At 61.9% G+C, this 13,952-nt stretch carries 13 protein-coding genes and 1 tRNA gene; 1 reads left to right on the top strand and 13 read right to left on the bottom strand.

Features of this window, described 5'->3' with window-relative positions:
- Window positions 1–78: 78 nt before the first annotated feature.
- Window positions 79–819, bottom strand: a complete 741-nt coding sequence (rlmB, locus tag VEC01_RS16435) for a 23S rRNA (guanosine(2251)-2'-O)-methyltransferase RlmB (protein WP_324901983.1) — start codon at window positions 817–819, stop codon at window positions 79–81.
- A gap of 3 nt (window positions 820–822) precedes the next feature.
- Window positions 823–3,264: a ribonuclease R gene (gene rnr / locus VEC01_RS16430; RefSeq protein ID WP_324901982.1), complete on the bottom strand. Its 2,442-nt coding sequence runs from the start codon at window positions 3,262–3,264 to the stop codon at window positions 823–825.
- A 155-nt stretch (window positions 3,265–3,419) separates the two neighbouring features.
- On the opposite strand from rnr, the gene VEC01_RS16425 reads away from it, so the two are divergent.
- Window positions 3,420–3,506, top strand: a tRNA-Leu gene (locus VEC01_RS16425).
- A 249-nt stretch (window positions 3,507–3,755) separates the two neighbouring features.
- Here VEC01_RS16425 and VEC01_RS16420 read toward each other — a convergent pair.
- The 11 genes from VEC01_RS16420 to VEC01_RS16370 form a co-directional block, all read right to left on the bottom strand.
- Complete coding sequence (locus VEC01_RS16420; protein WP_324902007.1) at window positions 3,756–4,292, bottom strand: phosphoribosyltransferase; 537 nt, start codon at window positions 4,290–4,292, stop codon at window positions 3,756–3,758.
- 27 nt (window positions 4,293–4,319) lie between these two features.
- Complete coding sequence (locus VEC01_RS16415; protein WP_324901981.1) at window positions 4,320–5,618, bottom strand: adenylosuccinate synthase; 1,299 nt, start codon at window positions 5,616–5,618, stop codon at window positions 4,320–4,322.
- Between the two features lie 4 nt (window positions 5,619–5,622).
- On the bottom strand, window positions 5,623–6,774 hold the full coding sequence (locus VEC01_RS16410) for an ATP phosphoribosyltransferase regulatory subunit (RefSeq protein WP_324901980.1): 1,152 nt from the start codon (window positions 6,772–6,774) through the stop codon (window positions 5,623–5,625).
- Between the two features lie 15 nt (window positions 6,775–6,789).
- Window positions 6,790–6,984 (bottom strand): DUF2065 domain-containing protein, encoded by a 195-nt coding sequence (locus tag VEC01_RS16405; RefSeq protein ID WP_324901979.1) that lies wholly within the window; start codon window positions 6,982–6,984, stop codon window positions 6,790–6,792.
- A gap of 12 nt (window positions 6,985–6,996) precedes the next feature.
- The gene (gene hflC / locus VEC01_RS16400) at window positions 6,997–7,890 is read right to left on the bottom strand and encodes a protease modulator HflC (protein WP_324901978.1); all 894 of its coding nucleotides are present in this window, start codon (window positions 7,888–7,890) and stop codon (window positions 6,997–6,999) included.
- Window positions 7,890–9,182 (bottom strand): FtsH protease activity modulator HflK, encoded by a 1,293-nt coding sequence (gene hflK, locus VEC01_RS16395; protein WP_324901977.1) that lies wholly within the window; start codon window positions 9,180–9,182, stop codon window positions 7,890–7,892. The genes hflC and hflK overlap by 1 nt, the downstream gene beginning before the upstream one ends.
- A gap of 74 nt (window positions 9,183–9,256) precedes the next feature.
- Entirely contained in the window at window positions 9,257–10,384 is a 1,128-nt protein-coding gene (gene hflX / locus VEC01_RS16390) for a GTPase HflX (RefSeq protein WP_324901976.1), read from the bottom strand.
- 27 nt (window positions 10,385–10,411) lie between these two features.
- Window positions 10,412–10,648 carry an RNA chaperone Hfq gene (gene hfq / locus VEC01_RS16385; protein ID WP_057291543.1) on the bottom strand — a complete coding sequence of 79 codons (237 nt, stop codon included), beginning with the start codon at window positions 10,646–10,648 and terminating at the stop codon, window positions 10,412–10,414.
- 119 nt (window positions 10,649–10,767) lie between these two features.
- Window positions 10,768–12,111, bottom strand: coding sequence for a ribosome biogenesis GTPase Der (der, locus tag VEC01_RS16380; protein ID WP_324901975.1), 1,344 nt, complete (start codon window positions 12,109–12,111; stop codon window positions 10,768–10,770).
- Window positions 12,112–12,118: 7 nt separating this feature from the next.
- Window positions 12,119–13,270: an outer membrane protein assembly factor BamB gene (bamB, locus tag VEC01_RS16375; protein ID WP_324901974.1), complete on the bottom strand. Its 1,152-nt coding sequence runs from the start codon at window positions 13,268–13,270 to the stop codon at window positions 12,119–12,121.
- A gap of 23 nt (window positions 13,271–13,293) precedes the next feature.
- Window positions 13,294–13,941 (bottom strand): tetratricopeptide repeat protein, encoded by a 648-nt coding sequence (locus VEC01_RS16370; RefSeq protein ID WP_324901973.1) that lies wholly within the window; start codon window positions 13,939–13,941, stop codon window positions 13,294–13,296.
- Window positions 13,942–13,952 lie beyond the last annotated feature (11 nt).

The raw sequence follows: 13,952 nt of genomic DNA, 5'->3' as shown, positions 1-13,952 counted from the left end.
CGGTAATGTTAACGCCTATGCAGGGCCTTGCCTATGCAGCGCGGCATGCCTGCCTGCGTCAGCCTTGCCGATTGCGCATCATTTCACGACGCTTCTCTGACGCCGGGCCTCATACAGGCAGACGCCGGACGCTACCGATACGTTCAGGCTCTCGACCGAACCGTGCATCGGAATGCGCACCAGGGTGTCGCAGTTTTCGCGCGTGAGACGGCGCATGCCCTCGCCTTCCGATCCCATCACGAGGGCGGTCGCTCCGGTGAAGTCGGCGTCATACAGGCTTTTCTCGGCATCATCGGACGTACCTGTCAGCCAGACATCACGCTCCTTCAGTTCACGCATCGTGCGCGCGAGATTGGTGACGGTGATGTAAGGCACGGTATCAGCGGCGCCGCTGGCCACCTTGGCCGCCGTCGCGTTCAGACCGACGGCCCTGTCCTTGGGCGCGATGATGGCGTGCGCGCCCGCGGCGTCAGCCACGCGCAGACAGGCGCCGAGATTGTGCGGATCAGTTACGCCGTCGAGCAGCAGCAGCAGCGGCGGCCCCTCGATCGCGTCAAGCAATTCATCGAGGTTGCGCGCCAGCGACAGCTCCCCTGCCTTGGCCACCACACCCTGATGGCGATGGCTGCCCGCCATGCCGTCAAGGCGCTGGCTGTCGACATGGATGATGCGCACCTTCGCCGCCTCGGCAGCGCGCAGCAAGTCCTGCATGCGTCTGTCGTGCCGTCCTGCGTCGACATACAACTCTTCCACCGATGAGGCTTCATGACGCAGACGCGCCGTCACGGCATGGAAGCCGAAAATCATTTTGCTTTTCATGTTTTATCTTTTTTTCTTGCCGGTCTTGGCCCGGGCCTTGGAGGTCCGAGCGGTCTTGGCGGAGGCGGAACCGGAACGCGTGCTCTTGGTATTTGCCGTCTTCCCTGCGGCGGACTTGCGCGGCGGAGCCGCCTTCGCTTTCGGTTTGGCCTTCTTTTCGCGCGGCGGCTGCTCCACGTCCGCGCGGCGTGCGTCGTTCTTGAGCACGGTCCGGATGTCCGGCGTGTTAACCAGGCGCAGATCGATCTTGCGCGCATCGAGATCGACCCGGCTCACCTGGACGGTGACGCGATCGGTGAGCTGGTAGCGGATGCCGGTTCGCTCTCCGCGCAGCTCATGGCGCACTTCATCGTACTGGAAATAATCGGCGCCGAGTTCGGTGACATGCACCAGGCCTTCGATATACAGCGCATCGAGCTGTACGAAGATGCCGAATGGCGCGACGCCGGAAATCGTGCCGGTGAATTCCTCGCCCAGCTTGTCGCGGATGAAATAGCACTTCAGCCATGCCTCCACATCGCGTGACGCTTCGTCGGCACGCCGTTCATTCGCCGAACAATGGATGCCAAGCGCTTCCCAGATTGCGAGATCGCCTTCCTTGCGTTTCTTGCCCTCGGCCTTGTCCTGCGCGGCCATCTTGCGCGCAGCGGGCGACAGCATGGTGTTCAGGCGGCTGGTGTCGATGCCCTTGGGCTCATACCGCTTGCCTTGCAGGATAGCCTTGATCGCACGGTGCGTCAGCAAGTCGGGGTAACGACGGATCGGGCTGGTGAAATGCGCGTAGGCCTCGTAGGCCAGGCCGAAATGGCCGATGTTGTCGGGGCTGTACACCGCCTGCTGCATCGAACGCAGCAGCATGGTTTGCAACAGCACGGCATCGGGTCGCATCTTGATCTGCGGGATCAGCTCCGCATAATCCGATGCACTCGGATTGTCGCCGCCGCCCAGGCTCAGGCCCATCTGCTTGAGGAAGGTGCGGACCTGCGTCAGTTTTTCCTTCGACGGCGCCGCATGCACCCGATACATACCGGGATGCTTGTGACGGGCCAGCAGGTCGGCCGCGCACACGTTGGCGGCGAGCATGCATTCCTCGATCAGCCGGTGCGCATCATTGCGGGTGCGCGGCAGGATCTGCTCGATTTTCCCCGCGGCGTTGCAAACGATATAGGTTTCCGTGGTCTCGAAATCGATCGCGCCGCGTGCCTGGCGCGCCTTGAGCAAGGCCTGGAACACCTCATACAGGTGGAGCAGGTGCGGCACCAGCGTCTTGCGCCTGGCGGCTTCGGGCCCCTTGGTATTGGCCAGGATCGCCGCCACTTCCGTATAGGTGAAGCGGGCTGCCGAGTGCATCACCGCCGGATAGAACTGATAGGCCTTGATTTCGCCCTTGGCGGTAATGACCGCGTCGCATACCAGCGTCAGGCGGTCGACATCCGGGTTGAGCGAACACAATCCGTTCGACAACTTCTCCGGCAGCATCGGAATCACGCGGCGCGGGAAATACACCGAAGTGCTGCGCTCCAGCGCATCGTCGTCCAGCGCGTCGCCCGGCTTGACATAATGGCTCACGTCGGCGATCGCAACGATCAGGCGGTACGCATTGCTGCGTCCGATCTTGACCGGCTCGCAATATACCGCGTCGTCGAAATCGCGCGCGTCTTCGCCATCGATGGTGACCAGCGGGATGTCGCGCAGGTCGACCCGGTCGGCGAGGTCTGCAGTGCGCACTTCACCCGGCAGCTTGGACGCCTGCTTCCTGGCAGCGTCGGAAAATTCGTGCGGCACACCATACTTGCGCACCGCGATTTCGATTTCCATTCCGGGGTCGTCGATATCGCCGAGCACTTCGACGATCCTGCCCACCGGCTGTGTATAGCGTGACGGCTGCTCGACCAATTCGACGCTGACCACCTGGCCGCTCTTTGCCTTGCCCGGCGAGCCGGTCAGCAGGATGTCCTGACCGATGCGCTTGTCTTCCGGCGCCACGATCCAGACGCCGTTCTCGTTCAGCAGCCGGCCGATCACGTGGGAATTGGCGCGCTCCAGCACTTCGACGATCGTGCCTTCCGGTCGTCCGCGGCGGTCGGTGCCGACGACGCGGATCTGCACCCGGTCGCCATGCAGCACCTTCTGCATCTCCTTCTCGGGCAGGAAGATGTCGTCGCTGCCGTCGTCCGGCGTCAGGAAACCGTAGCCGTCACGATGACCGTTGACGCGGCCCTCGATGAAATTCGGCTGGTGGGCGAGTTGATAGGCGCCGTTCCGGGTCGGCTTGATCTGGCCATCACGTTCCATGGCATTCAGGCGGCGCGTCAGGCCGTCCATTTCATCAGGTTTGACATCGAGAGCCGCGGCAAGCGACTCCACGTCCTGTGGCGCGGCCGCGGTACGCAGGATGCCGAGAATCTCCTCCCGGCTGGGGATGGTGTAGGTGTAGTGGTTCAAATGGGTGTTTCAGTTCTTTATTTTCAATACAGAGGGTAGTGTAACGGACAGGGGTTGTATTTACCTAACACCTCGTCCTCGCATTTCGATCGAAGATTTTTCTTCGAGTGTTTGACATATCGAATTTTTCCGCTATAATCTTGGTCTTTCGCATCGCCCAGATGGCGGAATTGGTAGACGCACTAGGTTCAGGTCCTAGCGGTGGCAACACTGTGGAGGTTCGAGTCCTCTTCTGGGCACCAAGGTTAAAAAAGGCCCGCTTCGGCGGGCCTTTTCCTTTTCCGGCACGAAGAAAAGGCCTCTGCGCCCCTCCCCTGTGTCAGCCCTTGCCTCGACACCATGCCAGCATTCCCCTCCATCGACCGGCCTGTTCGCCGCCCCGGTTCCCGAAATCAAAAAACCCGTTGGTTTTGCCAACGGGTTTTCTTTTTTCTCGTCCACCTCCGGCAACATCAGAAGGTTTGGAGTCTGAAACAAACGCCAAGTTCTGCTTACGCGACTTCGCCCTTCTTCAGCCACGCGGCAAGCTGATGCGGCCGCAGGCTGTCGTATTCCTCGAACGGCTGATGAATCCAGGGATTCGTCGGCAGATACTGGTAATAGTAGTCAGGCCGCACCGAGGAACACGCCTTGCACCAGATGACCGCGGAGCGCACCTCGGTCACCGCCGGGAAGTGCTCCTTCAGGTGCAACTGCACGCGCTCCAGCGTAACACCGGAATCCACCAGGTCGTCGAGCAGCAATACCTTGCCCGCGAGCGTACCCTTGGTCATCGTGATGTGCTTCGCAATGTCCAGCACACCCTGTGTCATGCCGGCGTCCTCGCGGTAGGAACTGGTGGAGAGGATCGCCAGCGGCACGTCGAAAATCCGGGAAAACACGTCACCCGGACGCAGCCCGCCGCGCGCCAGGCACAATACCTGGTCGAACTTCCAGCCTGATTCATGCACCATGGACGCCAATCCAACCATCGCACGGTTGTAGTCGTCCCAGGAAACCCAGAGATCCTTATCGGTGGATACGCCAATCGCCTTGTCTGTCATGTCCGCTCCTGATCAAGCAAAGGGATGACGCAAGATGATCGTTTCTTCCCGGTCGGGTCCGGTCGACACCATATCGACCGGCACACCCACCAGTTCCTCGATCCGCTTGATGTACGCGCGCGCATTCCCGGGCAGCGCGGCGAGCGACTTGGCGCCCACGGTGGTTTCGCTCCAGCCGGGCATCTGCTCATAGATCGGCTCGCAGCGGCTCGCGTCTTCCGCGCCGACCGGGAACACATCCACGGTCTTGCCGTCCAGCTTATAGCCGGTGCAGATCTGCAGGTTTTCCAGCCCGTCGAGCACGTCGAGCTTGGTCAGGCACATGCCGGATACGCCGTTGATCTGCACTGAGCGGCGCAGCAGCGCGGCATCAAACCAGCCGCAACGGCGCGCACGGCCGGTGACGGTGCCGAACTCGTGACCGACGCTGGCGAGGTGCTTGCCGATGCCGGCGTCAGTGGGCAACTCGGACGGGAACGGGCCGGAGCCGACACGCGTGGTATAGGCCTTGGTGATTCCCATGATGTAGTGCAACATGTTCGGACCGACGCCCGCGCCTGCGGCTGCATTGCCAGCGACACAGTTGCTGGAGGTTACGAAGGGATAGGTGCCGTGGTCGACATCCAGCAGGCTGCCCTGCGCGCCTTCGAACAGCAGGCTGGCACCCGCCTTGTGCGCGGCATACAGCGCGCTCGACACATCGGCAACCATCGGACGGATACGCGGCACGGTCGACAATGCATCATCCAGGGTCTTTTGGTAATCCACCGGCTGCGCCTTCAGATAGTTGGCGAGCACGAAGTTGTGGTAGTCCAGGTTTTCGCGCAGTTTCTCGGCGAAGCGGTTTTCGTTGAGCAGGTCGGCCACGCGAATGGCACGGCGCGCCACCTTGTCCTCGTATGCCGGGCCGATACCCTTGCCGGTGGTGCCGATCTTCGCGGCGCCGCGAGCAGCTTCGCGCGCAGCGTCAAGCGCGGTGTGGTAAGGCAGGATGACCGGGCAGGCTTCCGACACCTTCAGCCGCGATGCCACCTCGACGCCGCTTGCCTGCAGCTTGTCGATTTCGCGCAGCAGGTCCGGCACCGACAGCACGACGCCGTTGCCGATGTAGCAGGCAACGCCGGCACGCATGATGCCGGACGGGATGAGTTGCAGCGCGGTCTTCTGTCCGCCGATGACCAGCGTATGGCCGGCGTTGTGGCCGCCCTGGAAGCGCACCACGCCCTGCGCATGATCGGTCAGCCAGTCGACGACCTTGCCTTTACCTTCATCGCCCCATTGGGTACCGATGACAACAACATTCTTTGCCATGCTATTAACCTAGTGTTTTAAGAGTCCAGTTTTCGTTTTCAAACACAACTGCGCGATCGCAGTCGAATTCATCCTGATCGTTTTCATGTCCGGGCAGCGCCTGTATCACCACCTCGCCCGCACGCCGCAACTCGGCGATCTTTTGACGCAGGGCCGGCTCCGTTCCCCACGGTGCACGGATTGCCTGCTTGCGTTCGGCGCCGGGCAACAGACGCGCCAGTTCGCGCAGATCCATTGAGAAGCCGGTCGCCGGCCGCGCGCGCCCGAAGGCTTCGCCCACATGGTCGTAGCGTCCGCCGCGCGCCACCGCGTTCGGGAGTCCAGGCACGTAAGCAGCGAACATCACGCCGCTATGGTAATGATAGCCGCGCAAGTCGGCCAGATCGATCGTCACGCTTGCCGCGCCCGCCTGCCGGGTCAGGTACTCCAGGTCGTCCAGGGCAGCGGCAATGCCGGGCAGGCCAGGCAGCACCTGGCGCGCACGGGCAATGGTCGATGCATCGCCGTACAAGCCGGGCAAGGCAAGCAGCGCCTCCCGCGTCGCAGCATCAAAATCCCGGGTCAGCGCCCGCAGCTCGGGCACATCCTTCGATTCCAGCAGCATGAACAGCTCCGCCTCCCGCTTCTGCGCCTTCGGATCGCTTGCAACGATGGCGCGCAGCACGCCCACATGGCACAGATCGAGGCGCACTTTGGAAATGCCGGCCAGGGTCAGCGACGCCAGTGCGAGCTCCTGGATCTCGGCATCCGCTTCCAAGCCGGCATGCCCATAGATTTCGGCGCCGATCTGCAACGGTTCCCGTGTCGCGTGCAGGCCGGAGGGCCGGGTATGCAGCACACTGCCGGCATAGCACAGGCGGGTCAGCGAATCGCGGTTGAGCAGGTGGGCATCGATGCGTGCCACTTGGGTGGTCATGTCGGCGCGGATGCCCATGGTACGGCCGGACAATTGGTCGACCAGCTTGAAGATCCGCAGATTCATGTCCTGGCCAGCGCCGGTCAACAGCGACTCGAGGTACTCGAGCATCGGCGGCATGACCATTTCGTAGCCATACAGCCGGAAGTTGTCCAGCAGGCTTCGGCGCAACTCTTCAATCTTGCGCGCCTCGGATGGCAACACGTCGGCAATGTTCTCGGGAAGAAGCCAGTTCGGCATGACAGGAAATACGGCTTAAGAATTAATATGAACCAGGCTCAGCGTCAGCAGGCCGCAAACAAAAACGGCCAGACCGACGAAACGGATCTGTCCGTCTGTCAGTCTGGCGATGCGATTAACGGTGTCGCGCCACTGGCGGGGAAACAGGAAGGGAAAAATGCCTTCGAGCAACAGCATCAGTCCCAACGCGACAGCCAAAGTGCTTTTCACGTGCGGCCCGCATTACTTCTGGCCGGCGGGCGCCGTTCCCGCCCCAGTGCTCTTGAAATACTTGAAGAACTCGGAATTGGGATCAATGACCATCATGTCATTGCGATTCTTGAAGCTGGCACGATACGCCTCGAGGCTGCGGTAGAACTTGAAGAACTCTGGGTTCTGGCCGAATGCCTGCGCGTAGATCTGGGTCGCCTTGGCGTCGCCGTCGCCGCGGATGTTCTCCGCTTCGCGATACGCTTCGGCCAGGATCACGGTGCGCTGGCGGTCGGCGTCGGCTCGGATTTTTTCCGACTCTGCCGCGCCGGTCGAACGCAATTCATTGGCGACGCGGGTCCGCTCGGCCTTCATCCGGTCGTACACCGAGGCGTTGATCTGTTCCACGTAATCCACGCGCTTCAGTCGCACGTCGATGATTTCCACGCCGATCTGCTTGGCTTCTTCGGCCACCTTCCTCTGGATGGCGTTCATCACCTTGCCGCGCTCGCCCGAAATCACTTCCCGCACTGTGCGCTTGGTGATTTCCTCGTTCAGCGCCGCCTTGATGATCTGCGACATGCGATCCTGCGCGCGGCGCTCGTCACCGGTGAAGCTGACGAAGTACAGACGCGGCTCGGTGATGCGCCACTTGACGTAGGCGTCCACCAGAATGTTCTTCTTTTCCGCGGTGATGAAGCGGTCGGCTTCCGGCGTATCCAGCGTCAGGATGCGCTTGTCGAGGAAAATCACGTTCTGGAAGGGCGGCGGCAACTTGAAGTGCAGGCCGGGCTCGTTGATCACTTTCTTGACTTCGCCCAGTGCGAAGACGATTGCGTACTGGCGCTGGTCGACCACGAACAGGGTCGACAGCAGTACCGACAGGATGATCAGTGCGGCGATGGTGTAGGAGACAAGGCGGTTCATCAGCGCGTCTCCCTGTCACGGGCGTCGCGGCCATCGCGGGTGCGCGAGTCCCTTTGTCGTGGAAGGTCCATGGATTGCAGTTGTTCCTGGGTCGGAGCCGGCGCCGCTGACTGGTTCGGCGCGGATGCTCCAGACGATTTCGTTGCCGATTCCGAGGCGACCTGGTTGATCAGCTTGTCGAGCGGCAGATAAAGCAGATTGCTGCCGCTGCGGCTGTCTACCATGATCTTGGTCGTGCTCGAGAAAATCTGCTGCATGGTGTCAAGATACAGACGGTCGCGCGTCACCGCCGGCGCCTTCTGGTACTCCACCAGCACCTGGCGGAAGCGGGCCGAGTCACCCTGTGCGTTTGCGACCACGCGCGAACGGTAGGCTTCGGCCTCCTGCAGAAGGCGCGATGCCGCACCGCGGGCACGCGGGATCACATCGTTGGCGTAGGCCTGGCCTTCATTCTTCTGCCGTTCCCGGTCCTGCCCCGCCTTCACCGCATCGTCGAAGGCCGCCTGAACCTGCTCCGGCGGCTGCACGCCCTGCATCGTCACGTTAGTGACCTGCACGCCGGCCCGGTAGCGGTCGGTGATCTGCTGCATCAACTGGCTGACGTCGAAAGCGACCTTTTCCCGCCCCTCGTAAAGCACGAAGTCCATCTTGCTGTGGCCGACGATTTCGCGGATCGCGCTCTCGGCGACCTGACGCACGAGCTCGTCCTGCTCCCGGTTGTTGAACAGCCAGTCGGAGGCATTCTTAAGCTTGTACTGGACGGCGAACTGGATGTCGATGATGTTTTCGTCATCGGTCAGCATCAGTGACTCGCGCGCCTGCTTGTTGCGAACGTTCGAGCGGTAGCCGACTTCCACCGTGCGCACCTGCGACACGTTGACCACCTCGTGGCTCTGGATCGGGTAAGGCCAGCGCCAGTTAAAGCCCGCGGGCGTCGAATGGCTGTATTTGCCGAAAGTCAAAACCACGCCGGTCTGACCTTCCTGCACGATGAAGAAGCCGCTGACGAGCCAAAGGAAACCGATAATGGCCAGGATCAGACCGATTCCGATACCCGCGCCGCGCGACTCGGGGTTGAAGCCGCCGCCGCCATCGCCCCGGCCGCCCTTGTTGCCGAAAAGGCGGTTCAGGCGCTGGTTGAACTCGCGCCAAAGCTGGTCGAGGTCAGGCGGACCGTCATTCGGTCTTCTGTCCTGGTTTTGGTTCTGGCCGTTGTCCTGAGAACCGCGTCCCCATCGAGGGTCGTTCAAGGAGAACTTCAGGCCGATTTTTTTGAATGGAGAAACAGGCATGCTCTCGCTATCCGGCTTTATTGTTAAAGGGTTGCAACGCTGGTTATTGTGAGTGCCTCTGACGAATGGGAACGCTAAGTCCGTATATCGTTATCGTGCGATTCCGTGACCGGCAGACGATCAAGATGCGCCACTGCGCCTGTCTTCGCGAATTCGGCGACGGCCCCGCGCAGCAAGTCAAGGCCCGTCCCAGTCTGGGCGCTTATGAAGACACGCCGGATTTTATCATATTCATCACGCTCCAAAGCCGGTTCCAGGCCCGCAGCGTCAATCTTGTTCCAGACCAGAATCTGCGGGATGTGGTCGGCTCCGATTTCGGCAAGCACAGCGTTGACCTGGTCGATCTGCTCCATGCGCACCGGGCTGGCGGCGTCGACGACGTGCAGCAGCAGGTCGGCATGAATCGTCTCCTCCAGCGTGGCGCGGAACGCGGCGACCAGCTGGTGCGGCAGTTCGCGGATGAAGCCGACCGTGTCCGAAATCACGATATTTCCGGCCTCGCCCAGATAAATGCGGCGGGAGGTCGTGTCGAGCGTCGCGAAGAGCTGGTTGGCGGCATACGCCTGCGCCTTGGTCAGTGCGTTGAACAGGGTCGACTTGCCGGCATTGGTATAGCCGACCAGGGAAACCGAGAACGTGCTGTTGCGGTCACGCGCCCGACGCTGCGTCTCGCGCTGCCGCTGCAGCTTGTCCAGACGCGTGCGCAGCATCTTGACGCGGTCGCCGAGCAGCCGCCGGTCGGTTTCGAGCTGGGTTTCGCCGGGACCGCGCAGGCCGATACCGCCCTTCTGACGCTCAAGGTGGGTCCAGCCGCGCACCAGGCGGGTAGCCAGGTGCTGCAGTTGCGCGAGTTCGACCTGCACCTTGCCCTCATGGCTCTTCGCCCGCTGCGCGAAGATATCGAGGATAAGGCTGGTACGGTCGATGACCCGGGTTTTCAGGTGGCGTTCAAGGTTGCGCTGCTGGGCCGGCGACAATGCATGATTGAAGATGACCAGCTCGAGCTGTTCGCGGGCGATCGCGTCAGCGATTTCGTCCGCCTTGCCGGAACCAACGAACAGTGCGGCGTCCGGGCTGGAGCGTTTCCCGGTGATGGTGACAGCCGGTTCGGCCCCTGCCGACTTGGACAGCAGGGACAGCTCTTCCAGGCTTGCGGTAAAGTCGCCCTTACCGAAATCTACGCCGACTAATGCAGCGCGCATAAGTGGGAAGGACGGGGTAGCGATGGATTATTCCGCGTCGGACTCGACATTGATGTTGACCGCACGGGCGGGTACCACTGTGGAAATGGCATGCTTGTAGACCATTTGCGTAACGGTATTGCGCAGCAGAACGACATACTGGTCGAAAGATTCGATATGGCCCTGAAGCTTGATGCCGTTGACGAGGTAAATCGAAACGGGGACGTGCTCTTTGCGTAAGGCGTTGAGGAACGGGTCTTGTAACAGTTGCCCTTTATTGCTCATGGCAGCTCCATGGTGTTGTTGTGATGTGGAGTTGGAGGCAACTCGAAGTATTTCAAGTGCCCCTCTATACAGTGAATTACGAATGTAATCGATTTTTGCGTTTCGTGCCAAGCGAAAGGCTATTTTTCGGATTTGGCAAAGGGATTCTTGCCTGAACGCAGTTCGATACGTAATGGAGTCCCGACCAGGGAAAAAGTTTCGCGGAAGTGCTTCTCCAGGTAACGCTTGTAATTATCGTCCAGCGCCTCCAGCGCGTTGCCGTGGATAACGACGATCGGCGGGTTCTGTCCGCCCTGATGCGCATAGCGCAGCTTGGGACGTATCGAGCCCTTGCGGCGCGGCTGCTGGTGCTCGACCGCCTCGATCAGCGCGCGCGTCAGGCGCGGTGTCGACAGTTTCGCCATCGCCGCCTCGTAGGCGGAATCGATCGATTTCAACAGCGGTCCGATGCCGCTGCCCTTGAGCGCGGAAATGAAGTGGAACTTCGCGAAGAACAGGAAGTTGAGCTTGCGCTCGATGTCCATCTTGATCTCGTCGCGCTTGTCGTTGTCCAGCCCGTCCCATTTGTTCACGCCGACGACCAGCGCACGGCCGGACTCCAGCACGAAGCCGGCGATATGCGCATCCTGCTCCGAAATATCTTGCTGCGCATCAAGCAGCAGCAGCACGACGTTGGCTTCGGAAATCGACTGCAGGGTTTTGACGACGGAGAACTTTTCGATCGCCTCGAATACCTTTCCGCGCCGCCGGATGCCGGCAGTGTCGATCAGGGTGTAGTGCTTGCCGTCGCGCTCGAAAGGAATCTCGATCGCATCGCGCGTCGTGCCGGGCATGTCGAACGCGATCACGCGGTCTTCACCGAGCAGCGTGTTGACCAGCGTCGACTTGCCGACATTCGGCCGGCCGACGATGGCGATCTTGATGCCCCTGGCAGCCGGATCCGGCTGTTCTTCCTGCGCCGGCCGCTGGGAGAGCGCAAGGTCAAGTGATTCGTTGACGAGATCGAGCACCCCGTCGCCGTGCGCTGCCGAGATCACGTAGGGATCGCCCATGCCGAGCTCGTAGAAATCGGCGACGACCGAGGTGTACTTCATGCCTTCGGCTTTGTTCACCACCAGCATCACGGGACGGCCGGACTTGCGCAGGAAATCGGTGATCGTCTTGTCGTGCGGCGTCAGTCCTTGCCGTCCGTCGACGATGAACACGACGACATCCGCCTCGACCACGGCCTGTTTCGTCTGCTTGGCCATCTCGTGCATGATGCCTTCCTTGGCAATCGGTTCGAAACCACCGGTATCGATGACCAGGAAGGGGCGTTCGCCCACGCGGCCCTCGCCATAATGACGGTCGCGGGTGAGTCCCGGAAGGTCGGCAACCAAGGCATCGCGCGACCGGGTGAGCCGGTTGAACAACGTGGACTTGCCGACATTCGGTCGGCCAACTAATGCAATAACCGGCTTCATCTAATTTTTAATCCGTTGCCAAGGCGACAAGCAGTCCCGCCCTGGTCTGAAAAATTGCGTTGTTCGGACCGGCCAGCGGGGATGCCGCGATCACCGGACTACCATCGGTGCCGGCCCGGGCAACCAGCGCGCCGTCTTCGCGCGAGAGGAAATGGATATAACCCTGGTAGTCGCCGACGGCCACGCTGCGTGCCAGCGCGACCGGGGTCGACAAGCCGCGATTGGCGAGCTTGTTGTTGCGCCACACGCCGCTGCCGGTATCGCGCGAGAACGCGTTGACCGTGCCCCGTTCGTCGGACGCATACACGTTCGTTTCATCCACGGCCACGCCGACGTCGCTCGACAACTCCTTCGCCCAGCGCGGGGCGCCGGTGGCGGCATCGAAACAGGCGACACGGCCCTGGTAAGCGACTGCGCAGACGTCGCGGCCGGCGACGAACGGCGCCCCGGACAGGTCCGCGATGCGCTCCAGCTCCGTGGTCCCCTTCGGGTCGCCAACCGCCACTTCCCAGCGCGGCCCGCCGTTGGTCAGCGCCAATGCGACCAGGCGGCCGCCCGGTAATGCGACGTAGGCAGCCGTTCCCGCGATCGTGATGCCGGGTGCGGTGCGCAGCGTCAGCGGCGGCGACGTGCGCTGCACCACCCAGCGCCGGGTGCCGGTCTCCGCCTCGTAGGCTGCGATGCGGTTGTCGACGCTGCGTACCACCACCAGCCCCTGCCCCACTGCGGGCGCGGAAAGGATTTCGCTCGATGCCTGGGTTTTCCAGCGCAGTTTGCCGTCGCCGTCGAATGCCATCAGGACGCCCTTTTCGGCCGCCACCGCCACCGTATTGCCGTCGCTGCCGACACCAGCGGTCAGCGGGGCACCGGCATTGATGCGCCAGATCGCCCGGCCGTTCGCGACGTCCAGTCGCGCAACGGTTCCGTCGGCCGCGGCGGCGAAGACGCTGTTGCCAACCACGGACGGCGTAAAGAAGAAGGTGCCGGCACTGCCGACGGAAGCCGACCAGGCTGTGCGGACCGCCAGGGTCTGTTTGAAATCCGCGAGCGCTGCCGGCGGGTTGCGCGGGGCCGGCTTGCTGGCGAACGGATTCAAGGACGAGCAACCCGCTACCATGGCGAGCACTCCGGCACAGGTCAGCTTTACCGCAATACGCATTTCTTCCCCTTGTTTAATTGTTATCAGGCGGCGCCTTTGGCCGGCACGCCGCCGAGAGCGTCCAGCTTCAACTGAATCAGCTGGCGGCCCGGGTTCTTATCGCTGGTCTTGTCGAGGGCCAGCTTGTAGGCGGCGCGGGCGTCGTCGATCTTCGATTGTGCAGCAAGAATGTCGCCGCGGCGGTCGGCAACCGCAGCCGCGAACTGCTCGGGGAAATCCCCCGCCAGCACCTTGAGCGCATCATCGAACGCCTTTTCGTCCAGCAGGACGCCTGCCAGGCGGATCTTCGCGATTGACTTGTATTCGTCGCTGCCATGCTCCGCCACCCATTGCAGCTGCGCCTTGGCGGTTTTCAGGTCGTTCGCATCGAAGGCACTCTTGGCCGCCGCGAGCGCGCCCATCTCGGCGTAGGCAGTGCCGCCGAACCTCGTGGTCATGTCTGCGGCAGCGCGCTGCACCCTGGCATTGTCCTTCGCGGTCACCGCGCGTTGCAACTCCTCGTACAGCTGGCCGGCCTGTGCAGCCTGCGAACGCTGGTAATAGTTCCAGCCTGACCAGCCGGCGTAGGCGGCCAGGACGATGATGAGCAGCCAGGTCACCAGGTTGCCATACTGGTTCCACCAAGCCTTGAGCGTCGCTAGTTGCTCTTGTTCTTCAAGATCGTATGCCATGATGTCCCGTG

Origin of the sequence: Noviherbaspirillum sp., from assembly GCF_035627455.1 — a bacterium.
Taxonomy (GTDB): Bacteria; Pseudomonadota; Gammaproteobacteria; order Burkholderiales; family Burkholderiaceae_D; genus Noviherbaspirillum.
This window is presented reverse-complemented; position numbering and strand designations above follow the sequence as displayed.